The following is a 19,019-nucleotide window of genomic DNA, read 5'->3' as shown; positions in this document are numbered from 1 at the left end:
CGCCGCGGCAGCCAGCCGGGGATGAGGGTTCGTGGGTCCCCACCGAGCGGGCCGGCGGCAGTCGAGCCGGTCTGAGGACAGGGGGGTCTCTGCCCACGTGGCAGGGCCTGTCCGGCAAGGCCGCGCGCCCAGCGCGGCAGTGGTTGTCGCTCGGGGGTGATCGCCGGTGATCCGGGTGCACCCTGCCCGGCGCGGGCGCTCTCCTTCCCGAGGACGTAGCACTTCTCCCATCTCAGATCAGGGTCGCCGTGATCACGGCGGAGGGCTCGGATCTGGAGATGTACGTCCGAGAAGGAGGAAAGTCATGGAGTCCCTGGCTCGTGGCGGGACCAGATGGAAGCGGTTCGCCGTCGTCATGGTGCCCAGCGTCGCTGCGACGGCCGCCATCGGTGTGGCCCTCTCACAGGGGGCGCTGGCGGCATCGTTCAGCGTCTCCGGCCAGCAGTTCAAGGTCACCGCTGGCGAACTCGACGGCAAGGGGTTCGTCCAGTACGGCGCGATCGACGCACAGCACGGGGGCAAGAAGGTCCCCGTCGCGGTGTCGGCCTTCGACAGCGCCACGATCAAGAACCTGTGCCAGTCCGTCGTCGTTCCGGTCCCGCTCTTCGGCGACGTGTCGCTGAAGCTGTCGGCTGGTACGAAGGCGGGCAAGCCGGTCGAGGCGAAGAACCTGTACATCGACCTCGACCAGTTGAACGCCGATGCCACGTTCACCGACATCAACATCGGCGTGGCGGCGGGCGACACGAAGTACGGCCCTGGGATCAAGAAGGGCGACCAGGCGGACCCCGGTTCGTTCGCCCAGGAGGCCGACAGGGCGCAGTTGAAGGATGTCAAGCAGACCGCCTGGGCGACCAGCGCGGGCACCTTCAAGCTCTCGGGCCTGTCCATGAACGTGAAAAAGGGCAAGCACGAGTGCTACTGAGGCACTGAGGCGGGTGGGGGGCATGGCCCCTCACCCCCGTGCCCACGCAGTGAACATCCGCGATCGACGATGCGATCGCCAGCCCCAGGGAGCTGTTTTCGATGAGTGCCGAGTCGCCGGGGGTTTCGATGGGCGCCGAGTCGCCCGGGGCGCGTGACCGGGTCCGCCAGTGGCGGACGACGTTCCGTGTGTGGCGCTGGCAGCGCCCGTTCTGGGCGGGGCTGCTGACGCTGCTCGGCGGACTGCCCATCGCGTACTTCCCGTACGCCAACCTCACCATGGGTCAGTTGACCATCCGGATGTCCACCACCGCCGGTTCCGGTTCGCTGATCATCGGCGTCCTGCTGGTGGTCCTCGGCCTGACCATGTGGTTCCAGTCCGCCACGCGGGTCTTCGCGGGGGTCGCCGCGATCCTCCTCGGCCTGGTCTCCCTGGTGATCTCCAACTTCGGCGGCTTCCTGCTGGGCTTCCTGCTGGCGCTGTTCGGCGGCGCACTGGGCGTCTCGTGGGCGCCCGGCGAGGTGCTCGCCGCGAAATCGACGAAGGACGCGCAGGCCGTTGGGCCCGAGCCGGACGAGGGCGTGGACGACGCCCGGGAGGCGGCGGACGCCGGGACCGCGACGGACCAGGAATCCAGGAATGGGAGGCACCGTGCGGGGTGAACAGGGGCCGCCGGAAGGCGAGACCCGCCGGGAGGGCGAGACTCGCCGCCGGGCCAGAACGGGGCCGCGGCACGCCGCCCCGAGGAAATCGATGCTGAACCGGCTGCAGATGCCCGCGGGCAAGGCCATCGCCTTGGCCGCGATGCCGACGGCCGTGCTGATGGGCATGGGGCTCACGCCGCAGCTCGCCCAGGCCGAGACCCAGGCCAAGGACCGCTTCAAGCCCGGCCCCTGCGTGACCCAGTCGGACCAGCAGGACGGCGAGGACGAGCGGGACGGCAAGGACAAGCGGGACCCGCGGCAGGACGCCAAGCAGCGGGACCAGCGGGACGAGAAGCAGGACGACAAGCCGAACGGTGGGGACAACGAGCCGACCACGCCCGGGAGTTCGACCTCGCCGGGCGGGGAGGCGGCCGACGACCGCGAGCCCGCGCCGGGCGCCACCTCCGACGCGCGACCCGAGAGCGACCAGGCCACCCAGGCGCCCCCGAAGCCGTCCTCCACGACGGACGACCCGAAGTCCGGGTCCGATGAGGCCGGGGACACCACGGCCCCCGAGGACGCGGCCAAGCAGCCCAGCACCACCCCGAGCCCGTCCCAGACCGAGCCGAGGAACCCGCTCGACCCGCTGGGCCTGGGCGACAAGATCAAGGACCTGCTCGACGGCGACAAGGGCGACGAGCCGGCCACCCCGGCGCCCACCGACGACGCGCCCCGACCGGGCGCGGACACGGGCACGGACACGGACGCGAACAAGGACGCGAACAAGGACGCGGACAAGGGCGACACCGACGGGGCCGCAACGGACGTACCGGCGGGCAAGAGTGACGCTCCGTCAGGTGACGGCGCGGGCGACGCCGACGACGCCGCGACCGAGAAGAAGGCCGCGGAGCTCAGGGAGCGGATCGAGAAGGCGCAGCGGGAGGCCGCCGAGAAGGCCGAGCGGAAGCGGGCGAACGCGACCGAGGAGGCCGAGGGGGCCACCGAGGACGCGGACAAGGGAGAAGAGTCCAAGGGGGCCAAGGGGGCCGAGGGGGCCGAGGACGACGCCGACCCGACCGCGAAGCCGACCCTGCCGTCGGCCGACGACCCGCAGCCCTACCCGTGCCCCGTCAAGGACGAGGAGGCGCTGCGCAACGCCACGTTGGAGGAGGGCGTCCCGCTGCTGCCCGAGGATCCGTGGATCCTGGAGAGCAGCCTGCTCGCCCTGCACGGCCTCAAGTACGACGGCATCGTCAAGGTGAAGACGTACAGCGGCCGGGAGAAGGCGGTCCTGAAGTTCACCGCCAGCTCCATCGACATCCGCGACCTGCGGCAGACCGTGGTCGGCCCCGGCGGCACGAAGACGCACGTTGACGCGCGTAAAGGCAGCAACTCGACGATGCGCGACGGCACCGTGACGATGTACACGGAGGAGCTGAAGGGCAAGCTGCTCGGCCTCATCCCGGTCACCTTCAGCCCCGACGCGCCACCGCCGTTGACCCTTCCCGAACTGTTCTTCACCGATGTGCGGGTGACCCAGGCGGGCCAGCTCGGTGGGACGCTCACCGTGCCCGGCATGCACCTGTACCAGACGGAGGGCTGACCGGCGCTCGGCCGGGGCCGACGGGTGGGACGCCCGCCGGGTCCGCGCCGCCGCTCGCCCGGCGGTCCCACGACGGGGCCGCCCCCGGACCACCGGGAGCCGCACAAGGCCGTGGGCCGCGTCGCCACCACAGTGGCGGCGCGGCCCACGGTCGTCGCGTGTGGGTCAGGAGGAGCCCAGGTGGTGGACGCGCACCATGTTGGTGGTGCCGGGCACGCCGGGCGGGGAGCCGGCCGTGATGATCATGGTGTCGCCCTCGTTGTAGCGGCCCAGCTTGAGCAGCTCCGCGTCGACGAGGTCCACCATGGCGTCGGTGTTGGCCACGTGCGGGACCACGAACGTCTCCACGCCCCAGCTCAGCGTCAGCACGTTGCGGGTCAGGGTGTCGGTGGTGAAGGCCAGGATCGGCTGCTGGGCCCGGTAGCGGGAGAGCCGGCGGGCCGTGTCACCGGACTTGGTGAAGGCCACCAGCGACTTGGCGCCGAGGAAGTCGGCGATCTCGGCGGCGGCGCGGGCCACCGAACCACCCTGCGTGCGCGGCTTCTTGCCCGGCACCAGCGGCTGCAGGCCGCGCGAGAGCAACTCCTCCTCGGCGGCGGTGACGATGCGCGACATCGTCTTGACCGTCTCCAGCGGGTACGCGCCGACCGAGGACTCGGCCGAGAGCATCACCGCGTCCGCGCCGTCCAGGATCGCGTTGGCGACGTCGGACGCCTCGGCGCGGGTCGGCCGGGAGTTGGTGATCATCGACTCCATCATCTGGGTCGCCACGATCACCGGCTTGGCGTTGCGGCGGCACATCTCGATGAGCCGCTTCTGCACCATCGGGACCTGCTCCAGCGGGTACTCCACCGCCAGGTCGCCGCGGGCCACCATGACCGCGTCGAAGGCCGCGACGACCTCCTCCATGTTGGCCACCGCCTGCGGCTTCTCCACCTTGGCGATCACCGGCACGCGCCGGCCGACCTCGTCCATCACCCGGTGCACGTCGCGCACGTCGGCCGCGTCCCGCACGAAGGACAGCGCGACCATGTCGCAGCCCAGCTCCAGCGCGAACTTCAGGTCGTCGACGTCCTTCTCGGACAGCGCGGGCACGTTGACGGCCACGCCGGGCAGGTTGATGCCCTTGTGGTCGGAGATCACGCCGCCCTCGATGACGATGGAGCGCACCCGCGGCCCGTCCACCTCGACCACCTGGAGGGCGACGTTGCCGTCGTTGATGAGGATCGACTCGCCCTTGGAGACGTCCCCGGGCAGGCCCTTGTACGTGGTGCCGCAGATGGTCCGGTCGCCCGCGACGTCCTCGGTGGTGATGGTGAACTCGTCACCGCGCACCAGCTCCACCGGCCCGTCGGCGAAGGTCTCCAGGCGGATCTTGGGGCCCTGGAGGTCGGCGAGGACGCCCACCGCGCGGCCGGTCTCCTCGGACGCTTTGCGGAGCCGGTGGTACCGCTCCTCGTGCTCCGAGTGGGACCCGTGGCTCATGTTGAAGCGGGCCACGTTCATCCCGGACTCGATCAGCGACTTGAGCTGGTCGTAGGAGTCGACGGCGGGACCCAGGGTGCAGACGATTTTGGAACGGCGCATGAGGCAGATCCTATCCGTTTTGTTTCGGGGCGGAATTTATCGGGCTGGTCTACCGCTCTGACGTGCCGGAGCGCTCCGCGCTCACCAGCCGGTACGTCTGCGTGGCGATCTCCAGTTCCTCGTCGGTCGGTACCACGGCGACGGCCACCGCGCTGCGCTCGGTCGAGATCAGCCGCCCGCCGCTGCCGCGCAGCGCGTTGCGGACCGTGTCCACCTCGATGCCGAGCCCGCCGAGCCCGCGCAGCGTCGCCTCGCGGACGGCGGCCGAGTTCTCGCCGACGCCGGCGGTGAAGGCGAGCGCGTCCACCCGGCCGAGTACCGCGGTGTACGCGCCCACATACTTGCGCAGCCGGTGGACGTAGACGTCGAAGGCGAGCTGCGCGTCCGCGTCGCCCTCGCCCATCCGGCGGCCGATCTCGCGCATGTCGTTGTCGCCGCACAGCCCGATCAGGCCGCTGTGCTTGTTGAGCAGGGCGTCGATCTCGTCCACGGACATGCCGCCGACCCGCGCCAGGTGGAAGATGGCCGCGGGGTCCAGGTCGCCCGACCGGGTGCCCATGACCAGCCCCTCCAGTGGCGTGAGCCCCATCGAGGTCTCCACGCACACGCCGCCGGCCACCGCCGAGGCGCTGGCCCCGTTGCCCAGGTGCAGCACGATCGTGTTGAGGTCGGCGACGTCCTTGCCGAGCAGGTCGGCCACGGCCCGCGAGACGTAGGCGTGCGAGGTGCCGTGGAAGCCGTAGCGGCGCACCCCGTACCGGTCGGCGGTGTCCACGTCGATCGCGTACCGGGCCGCGTACTCCGGCATCGTGGCGTGGAAGGCGGTGTCGAAGACGGCGACCTGCGGCAGGTCGGGGCGCAGGGTGCGGGCCACCTTGATGCCGGTCACGTTGGCCGGGTTGTGCAGCGGGGCCAGCGGGACCAGCTTCTCGATCTCGGCGAGCACGTCGTCGGTGATCAGCGTCGGCTCGGTGAAGCGGGTGCCGCCGTGCACCACCCGGTGCCCCACGGCGGCCAGCGCGGGCGAGTCCAGGCCGAGCCCCTGGGCGGACAGTTCGCCGGAGACCCGGTCGAGCGCGGCCGTGTGGTCGGGCACCTCGCCCTCGCCGACGCGTTCCACGATGCCCGCGGCCAGCCGGCCGCCGTCGGTCATGTCGAGGAGCTGGTACTTGACCGAGGAGGAGCCGGAGTTGAGGACCAGCACTCGGGTCTGGTCGGGGGAGTGGTTCACGCGTTGGGTGCTTTCTCTGCGGGCGCCGCCGGGGCGCCGGGTCGGGCCTGGGCCTGGATGGCGGTGATGGCGACGGTGTTGACGATGTCCTGCACGAGGGCGCCGCGCGACAGGTCGTTGACCGGCTTGCGCAGCCCCTGCAGGACCGGGCCGACGGCGACGGCGCCGGCCGAGCGCTGGACGGCCTTGTAGGTGTTGTTGCCCGTGTTCAGGTCGGGGAAGATCAGCACGGTGGCCTGCCCGGCGACCTGGGAATCGGGCAGCTTGGTGGCGGCCACGGCGGCGTCCACGGCCGCGTCGTACTGGATCGGCCCCTCCACCGGCAGGTCGGGCCGCCGCTCGCGGACCAGCTCGGTGGCCCTGCGGACCTTGTCCACGTCCGCGCCCGAGCCGGAGGTGCCGGTGGAGTACGACAACATGGCGATCTTGGGCGCGACGCCGAACTTGGCGGCGGTGGCCGCCGACTGGATGGCGATGTCCGCGAGCTGTTCGGCGTTCGGGTCGGGGTTGACCGCGCAGTCGCCGTAGACCAGCACCCGGTCGGCCAGGCACATGAAGAACACGGACGAGACGATCTGCGCCCCGGGCGCCGTCTTGATCACCTCGAAGGCGGGCCGGATGGTGGCCGCCGTCGAGTGCACCGCGCCCGAGACCATGCCGTCGGCCAGGCCCTCCTGCACCATCAGCGTGCCGAAGTAGGACACGTCGGCCACGATGTCGTACGCCAGCTCGTACGAGACGCCCTTGTGCGCCCGCAGCTTCGCGTACAGCTCCGCGAACCGCTCGCGCAGCGGCGAGGTGTGCGGGTCGGTGATCTGCGCGCCGCTCAGGTCGATGCCCAGGTCGGTGGCGCGCTTGCGGACCGCGTCCTCGTCGCCGAGCAGCGTCAGGTCGCACACGTCGCGGCGCAGCAGCACGTCGGCGGCGCGCAGCACGCGCTCCTCGGTGCCCTCGGGCAGCACGACGCGGCGCCGCCGGGAGCGCGAGCGCTCAAGGAGTTCGTGCTCGAACATCATCGGCGTGACCCGGCTGGAGCGGGCCACCGAGATCCGGTCGGTCAGCTCGGCGGTGTCCACGTGCCGCTCGAACAGGCCGAGCGCGGTCTCCGCCTTGCGCGGGACGGTCGCGCTCAGCTTGCCCTCCAGGGCGAAGAGTTCGGCCGCCGTCGGGAAGCTGCCGCCGGGTACGGAGATGACCGGCGTGCCGGGGGCGAGGCGCGAGGCGAGGGCCAGGATGTCGGGCCCCGGGCGGGCGTCCAGCGTCAGCAACACGCCCGCGATGGGCGGGGAGCCCGCGGTGTGCGCGGCCAGCGCGCCGATGATCAGGTCCGCGCGGTCGCCCGGCGTGACCACCAGGGCCCCTTCGGTCAGCGCGGGCAGGAAGGTGGGCAGCATGGCGCCGCCGAAGACGAAGTCGCGCACGTCGCGGGCGAGCCCCGAGTCGTCGCCGAGCAGCACCTCGGCGCCGAGCGCGTGCACCACCTGGCGCACGGTGGGCGCCGAGAGCGAGCCGTCCTCGGGCAGCGCGTAGCAGGGCACGGGCAACTGCTCGGCCAGCGGTCCGGCGATCTCCGCCCGGTCGGCCGGGTCGGTCCGGTTGACCACCAGGGCCACCACGTCGCAACCGTGCGCCTGGTAGGCGCGGTAGGCGTTGCGGGCCTCGGAGCGCACCGACTCGGCGCTCTGGTCCTGCCCGCCGACCACGGTGATGACGGCGGCGCCGAACTCGTTGGCCAGCCGCGCGTTCAGGTGCAGTTCGTCCGGGAGGCTGGTGGCCGCGTAGTCGCTGCCGAGCACGAGCACGTACTCGTAGTCCCTGGCCACCGCGTGGAAGCGGGTGACCAGCTCGGCGACCAGTTCGTCGGTGCCCCGCTCGGCCTGCAGGGTCGCGGCCTCGTCGTAGCCGATGCCGTACACCGACTCCGACGGCTGGGTGAGCCGGTAGCGGGCGCGCAGCAGCTCGTAGAGCCGGTCGGGCCCGTCGTGCATCAGGGGTCGGAAGACGCCCACCCGGTCCACGTGGCGGGTCAGGAGCTCCATCACTCCCAGCTCCACGACCTGGCGGCCGTCGCCGCGGTCGATCCCGGTCACATACACGCTGCGCGTCACGCGTGCTCTCCGATCCTTCGGCTGCGTCGGCTCTTGCTCGGCCGGTGCTACTCGGCTGGTCCGCGGTGTGGCCCACACCGCGCGGGGTCGGCCGCTCCCCGCCGTCCAGGGTGCCGCGACCAGGTCCCGGCTGCGACCCTGGCCGGGGCCCGGCACCACCGTCGATCGCCTGCCCCGAAACGGGCGTCGTGCTCCCCGTTCGCATAGAACAAAGAAGCACCCGAATCACCCGCACGGGCCGGCCACTGCCTCTTGACACTACCCGGGCCCGTGGGTATAGCGCATGACCCGTGGGGTGCGCGGGAGCTTCGGGCCCGTGAAACAATCGGACGAGCTCATATGTACCTCCCTCGGCCTCGGCCCACGGGGAACCCCAGGAGCAGGAGAAAGACCAGGATGCGCATCGGAGTGCTCACCGCCGGGGGCGACTGCCCCGGTCTCAACGCCGTGATCCGGTCGGTCGTGCACCGCGCCGTCGCCGGACACGACGACGAGGTCATCGGCTTCGAGGACGGCTTCAAGGGACTCCTCGACGGCCGGTTCAGGCCGCTCGACCTCGACGCCGTCAGCGGCATCCTCGCCCGCGGCGGGACCATCCTCGGCTCGGCCCGCCTGGAGCGCGCCCGGCTGCGCGAAGCCGCCGAGAACTGCGAGGAGCTGGCCCGCTCGTACGGCATCGACGCGCTCATCCCGATCGGCGGCGAGGGCACGCTGACCGCGGCCCGGATGCTCGCGGACGCGGGCATGCCCGTCGTCGGCGTGCCGAAGACCATCGACAACGACATCTCGGCCACCGACCGCACCTTCGGCTTCGACACGGCCGTCGGCGTGGCCACCGAGGCGATCGACCGGCTGAAGACCACCGCCGAGTCGCACCAGCGGGTCATGGTCGTGGAGGTCATGGGCCGGCACGCGGGCTGGATCGCCCTGGAGTCCGGCATGGCCGGCGGCGCGCACGGCATCTGCCTGCCGGAGCGCCCGTTCGACGTCGCCGACCTGGTGAAGATGGTCGAGGAGCGGTTCGCGCGGGGCAAGAAGTTCGCCGTGATCTGCGTCGCCGAGGGCGCGCACCCCGCCGCGGGCTCGATGGACTACCAGAAGGGCGAGATCGACCAGTACGGCCACGAGCGCTTCGCGGGCATCGGCAACCGGCTGGCGGCCGAGCTGGAGAACCGCCTCGGCAAGGAGGCCCGCCCGGTCATCCTCGGCCACGTGCAGCGCGGCGGTACGCCCACCGCGTACGACCGCGTCCTGGCCACCCGCTTCGGCTGGCACGCGGTGGAGGCGGCGCACCGCGGCGACTTCGGCATGATGACGGCGCTGCGCGGCACGGAGGTGACGCTGGTGCCGCTGGCCGAGGCGGTCACCGAGCTGAAGCGGGTGCCGGCGGACCGGATGGACGAGGCGGAGTCGGTCTTCTGACCACCGGCTCGGCCCCCGGCCCCACCCACCGCCGGACCGGCTGACCGGTCGCGGTGGCGGCGGCGAGGGGCGGCGGCCGGCTCGCGCGGATTCCCACCGAACGCGCGGCTTCGGCCGCCGCCCGTACCGGCCGAGCGGGCGCGACCCCGCCGCGACCGCCCGGCCCGCCCGGGCCCGGCATCCCCGACTGGCTACCGGAACCCGTCATCCGCCCCGGGCTGGCGCCGGCCCGGCTGGCCCTGCCGGCGCGGGCCGCGCGGGGCGGGCCGGCCCCCGCGCCGGCCAGCGGGGACGCGGCTCGGCTGCGGGGGCCGTCTGGGAGCGGAGCGGTGCCTAGCTGGTGCGGAGGCCGCCCGTCTGCTGGGCGATCCACTGCTGGTGGGCGGTCACGTCGGTGTAGACGGTGGCGTCACCGGTGCCACAGATCTGGTTGTTCACGCCCGCCCGGCTGGTCGCGCCGGCCAGCCGCCAGGCGCCACCCTCCTTCACCAGGGCCGGGCCGCCGGAGTCGCCGTAACAGGCGGTGCCGGACCGGCTGCCGTAGACGCACAGTTCGACGGAGCTGTTGAAGTTGGTGGTGCACATGCGGTCCGGGTTGATGCGCGTGTTGAGCTCCTTCAGACCGCGCGGCGCGGGCCCGCAGCCGGGTGAGCCGCACGTCTGACCCCAGCCGAGCAGGCGGGTGGCGGTGCCCTCGACGGGCGAGGTGCTGGCGATGCTGATCGGCTGGTTGGCCACCGGCTGGCTCAGCCGCAGCAGCGCGATGTCGTACGGGCCGACCTGCCCGTACCGGGGGTGGCGGATGATCTGCGAGACCGAGGCGACCGTGCCGCCGCTGAGGTGGTCCGACGAGCCGATGCGTATCCGGAAGCTGCCCGGTTGCTGGCCGGCCACGCAGTGCGCGGCGGTGACCATCCACCCGCTCTTGATGAGCGAGGCGCCGCAGCCGTGCCGGCCGTTGACCTGCATGGAGCCCATGAACGAGTACGCCTCGCTGGCCGGGCCGCCGCCGACGATCCTCGTGCTGGGCGCGGTGGGTTCTGGCGTGGCGTCCGCGGCGTTGGCGCTCTGCGCGGACAGGACGGCTGCGGCGATCAGCGCGGGGGCGAGCGCGGCGCGCAGCAGGGTGCGGAGTCTCATGGCGTGCTGTCCTCCAAAGACGGTGGGGGGAGCGCTGGGAGGAGGAGTCCGTTCCGACCGGCCCAGACGCGCGAGCCGGCCCTCCCAGGCCGGGGCCAAGCCCGGCCGCCACTCACTGTGGGACACCAAGCCACTTCCGTAACAATCCCAACGTTGCATACGGCCTGCCTATGGGCCCGCCCCGCCGCACCCGTGGCCGGCGTCGTCCCGTAGCGCCCAACGGGTGGGGTGCGTCAGGGCGTTGGGGCTGGGGAGGGGCGGGGCGCGGCTCGCGTTGAGGGCCGTCAGTCCCGGTGGGTGGGGTGCCTTCCCGGCGCGGGAACGGTGTCGCGGCCGTCGGGCGCGGCCGACGCTCCCGCCGTCGGTGGTCGCTGTCCGAGCGGGCGGCCTGAGTTGTCACAGCGCTGTTATATTAGCGCTGTGACATCTTCCGACCCCACCGCCGTACCCGATCCCTGGCACGCGCTGCGCGAGCTGTTGGCCGCCATGGACGCCGAGATTGAGCAGGTCTACGTCGAGCGCGGCATCGAGGGGGTGCGGCCCCGGTTCGCGTATCCGCTGATCCGGCTCGCCCACACCGGGCCGCTGACCATTCGGGAACTGGCGCGTTCCCTGGACCGCTCGCACTCGGCGGTCAGTCAGACCGTCGCCGCCCTGCGCAGGGGGGGGCTGGTGACCTCTGAGCCGGGGCCCGACGCCCGTACCCGGCGGATCGACCTGACCGAGCGCGGCCGGTCGCTGGTGCCGTTCCTGGAGGCGGAGTGGCGCGCGACCCACGCGACGGTCGCGGAGTTGGACAGCGAGGTGCCGTACGCGATGACCGCCGTGGTCGAGGAGGTGCGGCGGGCGTTGGAGCGGCGGTCGATGCGGCAGCGGGTCCTCCACCATCTCGTCGAGCCACCCCGGTGAGTCGGAGGGTTCGCGTCCGGCTGCTCGACACCCGACCGCTGCGGAGCGGTCGGTCGTTCCGTGCCCTGTGGATCGGCACCTCGGTCTCGCAACTCGGCGGACAGATGGCCAGCGTGGCGGTGCTGGCCCAGGTCTGGGACCTGACCGGCAGCCCCGTGGCCACCGGCGCCATCGGACTCGCCACCGGCCTGCCGCTGGTGCTGTTCGGGCTGCTCGGCGGCGTGTTGGCCGACACCGTCGACCGCCGCGCGGTGGTGCGCGCCACCACCGTGGGCCAACTGCTGGCCGCCGCCGGGTTGTGCGCCCAGGCCCTGGCCGGCAACCGGAGCGTGGTGCTGCTGCTCGTCCTGGTCGCCGTGGGCGCGAGCTGCGGCGCGCTCGGCGCGCCCGCCCGGCGCGCGTTCCCGGTCCGGCTGCTGCCGGCCGACCAGGTCGCGGCCGGCCTCGCGCTGACCAACGTCTCCTTCCAGGTGGCGATGTTGGCCGGGCCCGCGCTGGCCGGGCTGGTCATCGCCCGCTGGGACGTCGCCGCCGCGTACGCCGCCCAGGCCCTGGCCATGGCGGTCGCGGCGCTCGCGGCGCGCCACCTGCCCGTCACCCGGCCCGAGGGCGCCGACGCGGCCGGCGGCAGGCCGCGGGCGAAGCGCGGTGGGTGGCGGGTCGTGCTGCGGCGCCCGCCGCTGTGGGGCGCGCTGGCCACCGACCTGTCCGCGACGCTGCTCGCCATGCCCGTCGCGCTCTTCCCGCTGGTCAACGAGGCACGCTTCGGGGGCGACCCGCGGACCCTCGGGCTGTTCCTCTCGGCCGTCGCGGTCGGGGGTATCGCCGCCGGTCTGCTCTCCGGCACGGTGACGCGCTGGCGCCGCGCCGGCCTGGTGCAGTTGTCCGCGGCCGGCCTCTGGGGCCTGGCGCTGGCCTGTTTCGGCCTGGCGGGGCCGCTGTGGCTGGCGCTCGGCTGCCTGGCGGTGGCGGGCGCGGCCGACACCGTGTCCGTCGTCACCCGTGGCGCCCTGATCCAGCGCGAGACCCCGGACGCGTACCGGGGGCGGGTCTCGTCGGTGGAACACGTCATCGGCGTCGCGGGCCCCGAACTCGGCAACTTCCGCGCCGGCCTGGTGGCGTCGGTCAGCTCCGCCCCCTGCTCCCTGGTCATCGGCGGGGTGTCCGCCGCGCTGGCGGTCGCCGCCGTGTCCCTGGCTAACGCCCCCCTGCGCGCCTACCGCACGCCACCCGCCGCCGAGCGGCAGGCCGCTCCCGAGCCCGGCGCCGCGGCGTCCGCCGGTGCGGTGAACTGACGCCCCGCCAGCCTCGACCTCGCGGACGTCGTCGTCGGCGGCCGGCCGATCGGTCCGCCGGGCGCCCCCGTGGCACGGTCCACCGTGACGCGCGAACTCCCCCACCAGCACCGCGAGTACCCGTCCGTGCTCCGGCACGCGCCCGCGTAGCAGCCGCGTGCCACGGGTTCCCGGACTTCCGCATCCGGGCCCGTAGCGCTGGCACCCGGGCGCCCGGTTTCGCGTCCTCCTTCCTGGACAACGCGGCCGAGGAGAATCATGAGCGCACGATCGAGCTGGTGCAACACCCATCGGGGCCCCACCGAGCGGGCCATCGCGGTGGCGGTGATCGAGGTCAACTCCGGCCCCGGCGGCACCGTGTGGTCGTGCCCCGACTGCGTGGCGCGGTACGGCATCGTCCCGCTCGACGAGCAGTCACCCGACCACCCGGCCTCCCGCATCCAGTACCGCATGGCACGGCCCCCGCGCGCCACGGCCGACGGCGCGGGCGGGGCTGACGGTTCGGCTACGGGCGCGGTCGGCGCGGGCGGGGCTGACGGTGCCGACGGTGCTGTCGCTGTCGACGGTACGGGCGGGGCGCCGCGCCGGCCGGGGGGCTGACCGGGCGCGGGGGCCCGCGGGCGGCGTCACGGGTTCCAGACCATCGTCCGCTGGTGCAGCCGGCCGCCCTGGTAGCGGAGGCCCGGCACCGGCGGGGTGGGCCCGTGCGGGACGCAACCCACGCGGGTGAAGAAGCGCACCGCGCGGGCGTTCTCGACCATCGTCTGGAGGTGGCAACCGGGCGAGCCGGCCGCCCGGAGCCGCGCGAACCAGTGCCGCATCAGCTCGTCGGCGGCGCCCGTGCCGCGCGCCTCGCGCGCCACGTTGAGGTGCAGGTGCGCCGGCCACCGGGGATCGACCAGCTCGCCCGCCGTGGCGGACCGGCCGGCCTTCGCCCGCGCCAGGTCCACCAGGCTGCGGGCGAAGAACGCCACGGGCCCGGGCCGCAACAGCAACCGGTGCGCGCGGACGGCCCGCGCCAGGCGCTCGTCCTCGCTCGGGAACGCCGCCCCGTCCAGGCACCCCACCAGGTAGCCGACCAGGACCCCGGACCGCTCGGCGACGAAGCACGACGCGGGCTCGTGGTCCAGGTACGGGGTCAGGTAGACGGCGGCCTCCGACGCGGCGTGCCCCCACAGCGAGGCGGTGGGCGAACCCTCGCCCGCGCGGACGAAGAGCTCGCCCAGCCCCGCGCGGTCGGTCTCCGCGAAAGCCCGAACCGTGATCACGAGTGCCCCCGTACGCGTCGCCGACATGGCGCGAGCTGCGGTGGCGCGAACTCGCGCCCCCGAGCGTGCGGGTGAGCACCCCGGCTCGGCAAGTGCCGGCAAGTGCCGGCCCGCGCCGGTGCGTTCGCGGGGCCGGGCCGGTGGCGCGGCGGGAGCCCAGCGGCGGGTGGCTCGCGCCCGGGCGCCGGGCGCCGGCGCGCGCCACCCGCCTCGCGGGCGCGGCGCGCCGGTCAGCGGAAGCGGTCAGCGCGCTCGGCCGCCCAGTCGGCGAAGCTCCGCGCGGGGCGGCCGGTGACCTCCCGGACCGTCGGCACCACCGTGTACCCCTCGGGCGGCGGGTCGCGGTGCCACTCCGCCAGCATGTCGACGGCCTCCGGCGACGCCCCCGACTCCCGCCACCGCTCGCGCGCCTGCTCCTCGGTCAGTTCGACGTAGCGCAGTTCACGCCCGAGCGCCGCGCCCAGCACCGCGACCTTCCGTGGGACGGTCAGCGCCTCGGGGCCGCTGAGGACGTAGCGCCGGCCGGCGTGGCCGTCCTCGGTGAGCGCGTGCGCGGCCACCGCCGCGACGTCGCCCTCGTGGACCGAGGCGTTGCGCGCCCGCGCGAACGGCTCGCGCACCACGCCCTCGGTACGGATGGAGTCCGCCCAGGTCAGCGCGTTGGACATGAACTCGCCCGGCTGGATGAAGGTCCAGGGCGTGGGGCCGGCCTGAAGCGCCCGCTCCACGCTGCCCTCGGAACCGCTCCACAGCACCGTGACCCGCCGCGCCCCGGACCGCTCCACCAGCTTGGCGAGTTCGGGCCCGGTGGTCAGCGCCCCCTGGTCGGCGTCGTACGTCATGAGGTGCACCGCGCTCAGGCCCTCGAACGCCGCGTCCAGGGTTCCGGGCGCGGCGAGGTCGCCGCCCACCACCTCGACGCCGGCCGGCAGCGCGGCCCGCCCGGGGTCGCGGCTCAGCGCCCGTACCCGGTGTCCCCGCTCGATGAGTTGCTCGACCACCGCGCGGCCCACGTTGCCGGTCGCTCCGGTCACCAGAATCGTCATGGTTGCTCACTGCCCCTTCGGGAGGTCCGCCCGGCCCCGCCACACGGCGCGGGCCGACCCGCCGTGGAGAGCGGGTTCGGTGAACGTAGAACTTCACCTAAGGTTCAAGTCAAGGCGAATCCCGGTGGAGCGGCGCCGGCCCACTGGTTAGGCTCGCGCGATGACCACTCGAACCTTCCGCATCATGGTCCGTGGAGTCTTCGACGGGCTCAGCGACGAGCAGCGGGCCGAGCTGTTGGCGCGGGCCGCGGAGCACGACGTCCTGCGGGCGTCGTTCACCGCCGAGGGCCACCTCAGCTACGACCTGGCCGCGCGGTCCGCGTTCACCTTCCGCTTCGCGGACACCGGCGAGGCCGAGGAGGACATCCTGGCGGCGACCGAGCGCGCCGAGGAGCGCGCGCGGGCCTGGCTCGACCAGCGCGGCTACGGCTACCGCAACCTCAGGACGCAGGCCGAGGACCTCTCCCAGGCGCCGCTGGGCAAGCGGCAGCGCCGGGCCGCCGCCCGACGGGGCGCCTGACCCGACACCGACGCGACACCGCACACCACTGCCCGGCACCGCCCGGCACCGCCCGGCACCGCCCCGGCGGGGCGGTGCGCGCCCGGTCCGGGCCTACCCCTTGACCGCCCCGCCGAGCGCGAACCCGCCGCCGAGGCGGCGCGCGATCAGCACGTACAGCAGGATCACCGGCGTCGAGTACAGCAGCGAGAACGCGGCCAACTGGCCGTAGACGACGGAGTCGCGGCTGCCGAAGAAGGTGAACAGGGTGACGGAGGCCGGGAGTTGGTCGGGGGTGAGCAGCAGCATGAAGGGGACGAAGAAGTTCCCCCACATCATGATGAAGCTGTAGATCGTCACGACCGTCAGGCCCGGGCCCATCAGCGGCAGGATGATCCGCGCCAGCGCCTGGTACCAGGAGGCGCCGTCCGTCCAGGCGGCCTCCTCCAGGGCGATGGGCACGCCGTCCATGAAGTTCTTCATCAGCCAGATGGCGAACGGGAGTTGGGTGGCGGCCAGGAAGAGCGCCGTGCCGAGGAGGCTGTCGATCAGCTCGACCTGCACGTACAGGCCGTAGACCGGGACCATGATCGCGGTGACCGGCAGGCAGGTGGTGAACAGCACGGTCAGCAGGTACGGGCGGACCAGCCGGGAGCGGTAGCGGGAGAGCGGGTAGGCGGCCAGCGCCGCGCACACCACCGTCAGCAGCGTGGCCCCGCCGCACAGCAGCAGGCTGTTGAGCATCGGGCGGAAGGTGACCTCCTCGTTCCACACCGCCTCGAAGTTCTCCGTCGTCGCGGGCGAGGGCGCCCCGACCCGCAGGTCGGCCTCCGCGTCGACGGAGGCGAGCAGCAGCCACACCAGGGGCAGCGCGAACAGCGCGGCGACGGCGAGCAGCACGAGGTCGACGCCGGCGCGCCGGCGCGTCCGGCGCCGTTCGGTCGGGGTGCGGCGGGCCGCGCGGGGTGACGGGGCGCGGGGCGCGGCCACCTGACCGGCGGCGGGCGCGGACGGGGCGGGCGGGCTGGGCGTCGTCACGGTGCTCATACCTCCGTACGGAGCAGGCGCAGGTAGACGGCGGCGAACAGGGCCCCGATGAGCAGCAGCAGAAGGGCGACGGCCGTGCCGTAGCCGATGAGGGCCTTCAGGAACGCCTGGTCGTACATGAACACCGGCAGCGTCTGGCTGCGGTTGCCGGGGCCGCCGCGCGTCATGGCCCAGATCAGGCCGAAGACCGAGAGCGTCTGCAGCGTGTTGAGCATGAGGTTGGTGCCGATGGAGCGGCGGATCATCGGCAGCGTGATGTGCCACAGGCGTCGCCAGCCGCCGGCCCCGTCCACCTCGGCGGCCTCGGTGATCTCGCGGGGGATCTCGGCGAGGGCGGCGGAGTAGATGAGCATCGAGAACGCCGTGCCGCGCCACACGTTGGCCAGCGACACGGCGATGATGGGCGCGCTGTACAGCCAGTCCTGGGAGGGCAGGTGGGCCCAGTCGAGCACGGCGTTCAGGGTGCCCTCGTCGCGGAAGAACGCGTACAGCAGGAAGCCGGCGACGATCTCCGGGACCACCCAGGCCGCGATGGTCAGCGAGCCGACCAGCGTGCGCACCGGCCCGGACGCGCGCCGCATCAGCAGGGCGAGGCCGAGGCCGAGCGTGTTCTGGCCGACCAGCGAGGACAGCACGGTGAAGACGAGGGTGAGGACGACGGCGTTGCGGAAGTCGTCGTCCTCGAAGGCGTGTTGGAAGTTGTCCAGGCCCACGAAGCTCGTCGAGGACGAGCCGGTCAACTGCATGTCGGTGAAGGCGATGGCGACGCAGTAGACGATGGGCCCGCCGAGGAAGAGCAGCAGCAGGGCGGTGGCCGGGGTGAGCGGCAGCCAGCGCAGTGGGCGGCGCCGCCGGCCGCGGGTGGGTGGCTGGCCCGGCTTGGGGGCGGGGGGCCGCGGGGCGAGGGTGGTGGTCATCGGTCGCGGTTCACCACCTTGCCGTCGGTGATCGAGTCCAGCTCCTCGTCGTAGTCCCTGGCCGCCGCGGCGGGCGAGGTGTCGCTGGTGGTGACGGCCTCCATCGCCTCGCCGATGGCCGAGGAGACCCGCGGGTAGACCGGGAGCGCGGGCCGGTAGTGGGTGTGCCGGACCAGGCCGGTGAAGAACTCGATCCCGGGCATCGAGGTGCGGTAGCGGCGGTCGGACGCGACGTCGGCGCGTACGGCGATCTGCGCGTCCCGCAGCGACCACTCGACCGCGTTCGGCTGGCTCTGGAGCGTCTCGACGAGCTTCCACGCCAGGTCGGGCTTCTGGGACTTGGCGGGGATCGCCCAGGTCCAGCCGCCGGACATGCTGACCTTGCCGGGTGGCTGGCCGTACTGGGTGGGCATCGGGGCCCGGCCCAGCTCCTTCGACCACGCGGGCCAGGGGCGGCCACCGGTCCTGATCCAGAACTGGCCCATCCAGGAGCCGTCCAGGGCGATGGCGACCTTCCGCTCCGGGAGGAGTTCGGTGGCCACCCGGGTGGGGACGTTGGGGTCCACCGCGTCCGAGGGGTGCGGGCCAAGCCCCTCGCCGTAGACCGTGTCGAGGAAGGTCAGCGCGTCCTCGAACCCCTGGCCGCCGGCGACCCACTTCCTGGCCGCCGGGTCGTAGAGGGGGTCGGCGCCGGTGCCGTAGAGCAGCATCTCGAAGCCCTGCATCACCGACGCCTCGCCCGGGCCCTTGCCGGTGTAGACGTTGAGCGGGGTGACGCCGGGGAGCCTCTTCTTCAGCGTGCGGGCCGTGCTCAGCAGCTCGTCCCAGCTCCGGGGCTGCCAGTCGGTGGGCAGCCCGGCCTTGGCGAACAGCTTCTTGTTGAACCACAGGGCCCGGGTGTCGGTGCCCATCGGCACCCCGTACGTCCTGCCGTCCTCGGCCCGGGCGGCGGTCCTGGCCCGCGGGAGGAACTGGTCCCAGTCGCGCCAGCGTTCCAGGTAGCGGTCGAGGGGGCGTAAGTAGCCGCTGGCGACGTCGGAGTTGATGATGAACGTGTCCTCGTACACCACGTCGGGCGTGGTCTTCGCCGAGCGCATCATCTGCTGGACCTTCACCCAGTAGTCGGGCTGCGCCGCCTGGATGGGGATGAGCTTGACCTTCTTGCCCGGGTGGGCGCGCTCGAACTCGTCCTTGACCCGCGACAGGTAGGCGTCCATGTGCCGGACCTTGTTGTCCGTGTTGCGCAGGTAGACGATCTTGAGGGTGTTGGGGTCGGTGCCGAACGCGCCACAGCCGGTGAGCGAGGTGGCCGCGACGGCGAGGGTGGCAGCGAGGATGAGCGGGGCGGTGGGGCGCACGGGCACGGCCTCCTTGGGCA

17 protein-coding genes are annotated in these 19,019 nt (G+C 73.1%); 8 read left to right on the top strand and 9 right to left on the bottom strand.

The features are described from left to right. The first annotated feature begins 304 nt into the window (after positions 1–304). The 3 genes from AC3CHW_RS08970 to AC3CHW_RS08960 all read left to right on the top strand — a co-directional run bounded on the left by AC3CHW_RS08970 (position 305) and on the right by AC3CHW_RS08960 (position 3,172). Positions 305–925 carry a DUF6230 family protein gene (locus AC3CHW_RS08970; protein ID WP_187062418.1) on the top strand — a complete coding sequence of 207 codons (621 nt, stop codon included), beginning with the start codon at positions 305–307 and terminating at the stop codon, positions 923–925. A 128-nt stretch (positions 926–1,053) separates the two neighbouring features. Next, positions 1,054–1,587, top strand: coding sequence for a DUF6114 domain-containing protein (locus tag AC3CHW_RS08965; RefSeq protein ID WP_176166427.1), 534 nt, complete (start codon positions 1,054–1,056; stop codon positions 1,585–1,587). Positions 1,588–1,678: 91 nt separating this feature from the next. Further along, positions 1,679–3,172 (top strand): hypothetical protein, encoded by a 1,494-nt coding sequence (locus AC3CHW_RS08960; RefSeq protein WP_488470099.1) that lies wholly within the window; start codon positions 1,679–1,681, stop codon positions 3,170–3,172. A gap of 165 nt (positions 3,173–3,337) precedes the next feature. On the opposite strand, the gene pyk is transcribed toward AC3CHW_RS08960, so the two are convergent. Genes pyk through pta form a run of 3 tightly spaced genes read right to left on the bottom strand, consistent with a single transcriptional unit; the run spans position 3,338 to position 8,098 of the window. Further along, a complete protein-coding gene (pyk, locus tag AC3CHW_RS08955) occupies positions 3,338–4,759 on the bottom strand; it encodes a pyruvate kinase (protein WP_459248100.1) in 1,422 nt (473 codons plus the stop codon). 49 nt (positions 4,760–4,808) lie between these two features. Next, positions 4,809–5,990: an acetate kinase gene (locus tag AC3CHW_RS08950; RefSeq protein WP_459248101.1), complete on the bottom strand. Its 1,182-nt coding sequence runs from the start codon at positions 5,988–5,990 to the stop codon at positions 4,809–4,811. Then, positions 5,987–8,098, bottom strand: a complete 2,112-nt coding sequence (gene pta, locus AC3CHW_RS08945) for a phosphate acetyltransferase (protein ID WP_176164208.1) — start codon at positions 8,096–8,098, stop codon at positions 5,987–5,989. The genes AC3CHW_RS08950 and pta overlap by 4 nt, the downstream gene beginning before the upstream one ends. Before the next feature lie 396 nt (positions 8,099–8,494). Between pta and AC3CHW_RS08940 the strand changes: the two genes are divergently transcribed. After that, positions 8,495–9,520: an ATP-dependent 6-phosphofructokinase gene (locus AC3CHW_RS08940; protein WP_176164209.1), complete on the top strand. Its 1,026-nt coding sequence runs from the start codon at positions 8,495–8,497 to the stop codon at positions 9,518–9,520. A 333-nt stretch (positions 9,521–9,853) separates the two neighbouring features. Here AC3CHW_RS08940 and AC3CHW_RS08935 read toward each other — a convergent pair whose 3' ends face one another. After that, on the bottom strand, positions 9,854–10,660 hold the full coding sequence (locus AC3CHW_RS08935) for a S1 family peptidase (RefSeq protein ID WP_187086552.1): 807 nt from the start codon (positions 10,658–10,660) through the stop codon (positions 9,854–9,856). A gap of 420 nt (positions 10,661–11,080) precedes the next feature. Between AC3CHW_RS08935 and AC3CHW_RS08930 the strand changes: the two genes are divergently transcribed. From AC3CHW_RS08930 to AC3CHW_RS08920, 3 genes are all read left to right on the top strand, one after another. Beyond that, positions 11,081–11,569, top strand: coding sequence for a MarR family winged helix-turn-helix transcriptional regulator (locus AC3CHW_RS08930; RefSeq protein WP_488470098.1), 489 nt, complete (start codon positions 11,081–11,083; stop codon positions 11,567–11,569). Next, on the top strand, positions 11,566–12,864 hold the full coding sequence (locus AC3CHW_RS08925) for an MFS transporter (RefSeq protein ID WP_488470097.1): 1,299 nt from the start codon (positions 11,566–11,568) through the stop codon (positions 12,862–12,864). Before AC3CHW_RS08930 ends, AC3CHW_RS08925 begins: the two co-directional genes overlap by 4 nt. 258 nt (positions 12,865–13,122) lie before the next feature. Then, positions 13,123–13,464, top strand: coding sequence for a hypothetical protein (locus AC3CHW_RS08920; protein WP_488470096.1), 342 nt, complete (start codon positions 13,123–13,125; stop codon positions 13,462–13,464). 26 nt (positions 13,465–13,490) lie between these two features. Here AC3CHW_RS08920 and AC3CHW_RS08915 read toward each other — a convergent pair whose 3' ends face one another. Next, the gene (locus tag AC3CHW_RS08915; RefSeq protein WP_488470095.1) at positions 13,491–14,132 is read right to left on the bottom strand and encodes a GNAT family N-acetyltransferase; all 642 of its coding nucleotides are present in this window, start codon (positions 14,130–14,132) and stop codon (positions 13,491–13,493) included. A 230-nt stretch (positions 14,133–14,362) separates the two neighbouring features. After that, positions 14,363–15,178 carry an NmrA family NAD(P)-binding protein gene (locus tag AC3CHW_RS08910; RefSeq protein WP_488470094.1) on the bottom strand — a complete coding sequence of 272 codons (816 nt, stop codon included), beginning with the start codon at positions 15,176–15,178 and terminating at the stop codon, positions 14,363–14,365. Positions 15,179–15,338: 160 nt separating this feature from the next. Here AC3CHW_RS08910 and AC3CHW_RS08905 point away from each other — a divergent pair, with 160 nt between their 5' ends. Continuing rightward, entirely contained in the window at positions 15,339–15,698 is a 360-nt protein-coding gene (locus AC3CHW_RS08905; RefSeq protein ID WP_488470093.1) for a DUF6204 family protein, read from the top strand. A gap of 93 nt (positions 15,699–15,791) precedes the next feature. On the opposite strand, the gene AC3CHW_RS08900 is transcribed toward AC3CHW_RS08905, so the two are convergent. From AC3CHW_RS08900 to AC3CHW_RS08890, 3 genes are read right to left on the bottom strand one after another with little or no spacing between them, the layout of a single operon-like run. Next, on the bottom strand, positions 15,792–16,724 hold the full coding sequence (locus AC3CHW_RS08900; protein ID WP_488470092.1) for a carbohydrate ABC transporter permease: 933 nt from the start codon (positions 16,722–16,724) through the stop codon (positions 15,792–15,794). Further along, positions 16,721–17,641 carry a carbohydrate ABC transporter permease gene (locus AC3CHW_RS08895; protein WP_488470091.1) on the bottom strand — a complete coding sequence of 307 codons (921 nt, stop codon included), beginning with the start codon at positions 17,639–17,641 and terminating at the stop codon, positions 16,721–16,723. The genes AC3CHW_RS08900 and AC3CHW_RS08895 overlap by 4 nt, the downstream gene beginning before the upstream one ends. Continuing rightward, entirely contained in the window at positions 17,638–18,999 is a 1,362-nt protein-coding gene (locus tag AC3CHW_RS08890; protein ID WP_488470090.1) for an extracellular solute-binding protein, read from the bottom strand. Before AC3CHW_RS08890 ends, AC3CHW_RS08895 begins: the two co-directional genes overlap by 4 nt. Between the last annotated feature and the right edge of the window lie 20 nt (positions 19,000–19,019).

The sequence above is a fragment of the Streptomyces sp. MGP-BFMKR1 genome (assembly GCF_057766585.1).
This window is presented reverse-complemented; position numbering and strand designations above follow the sequence as displayed.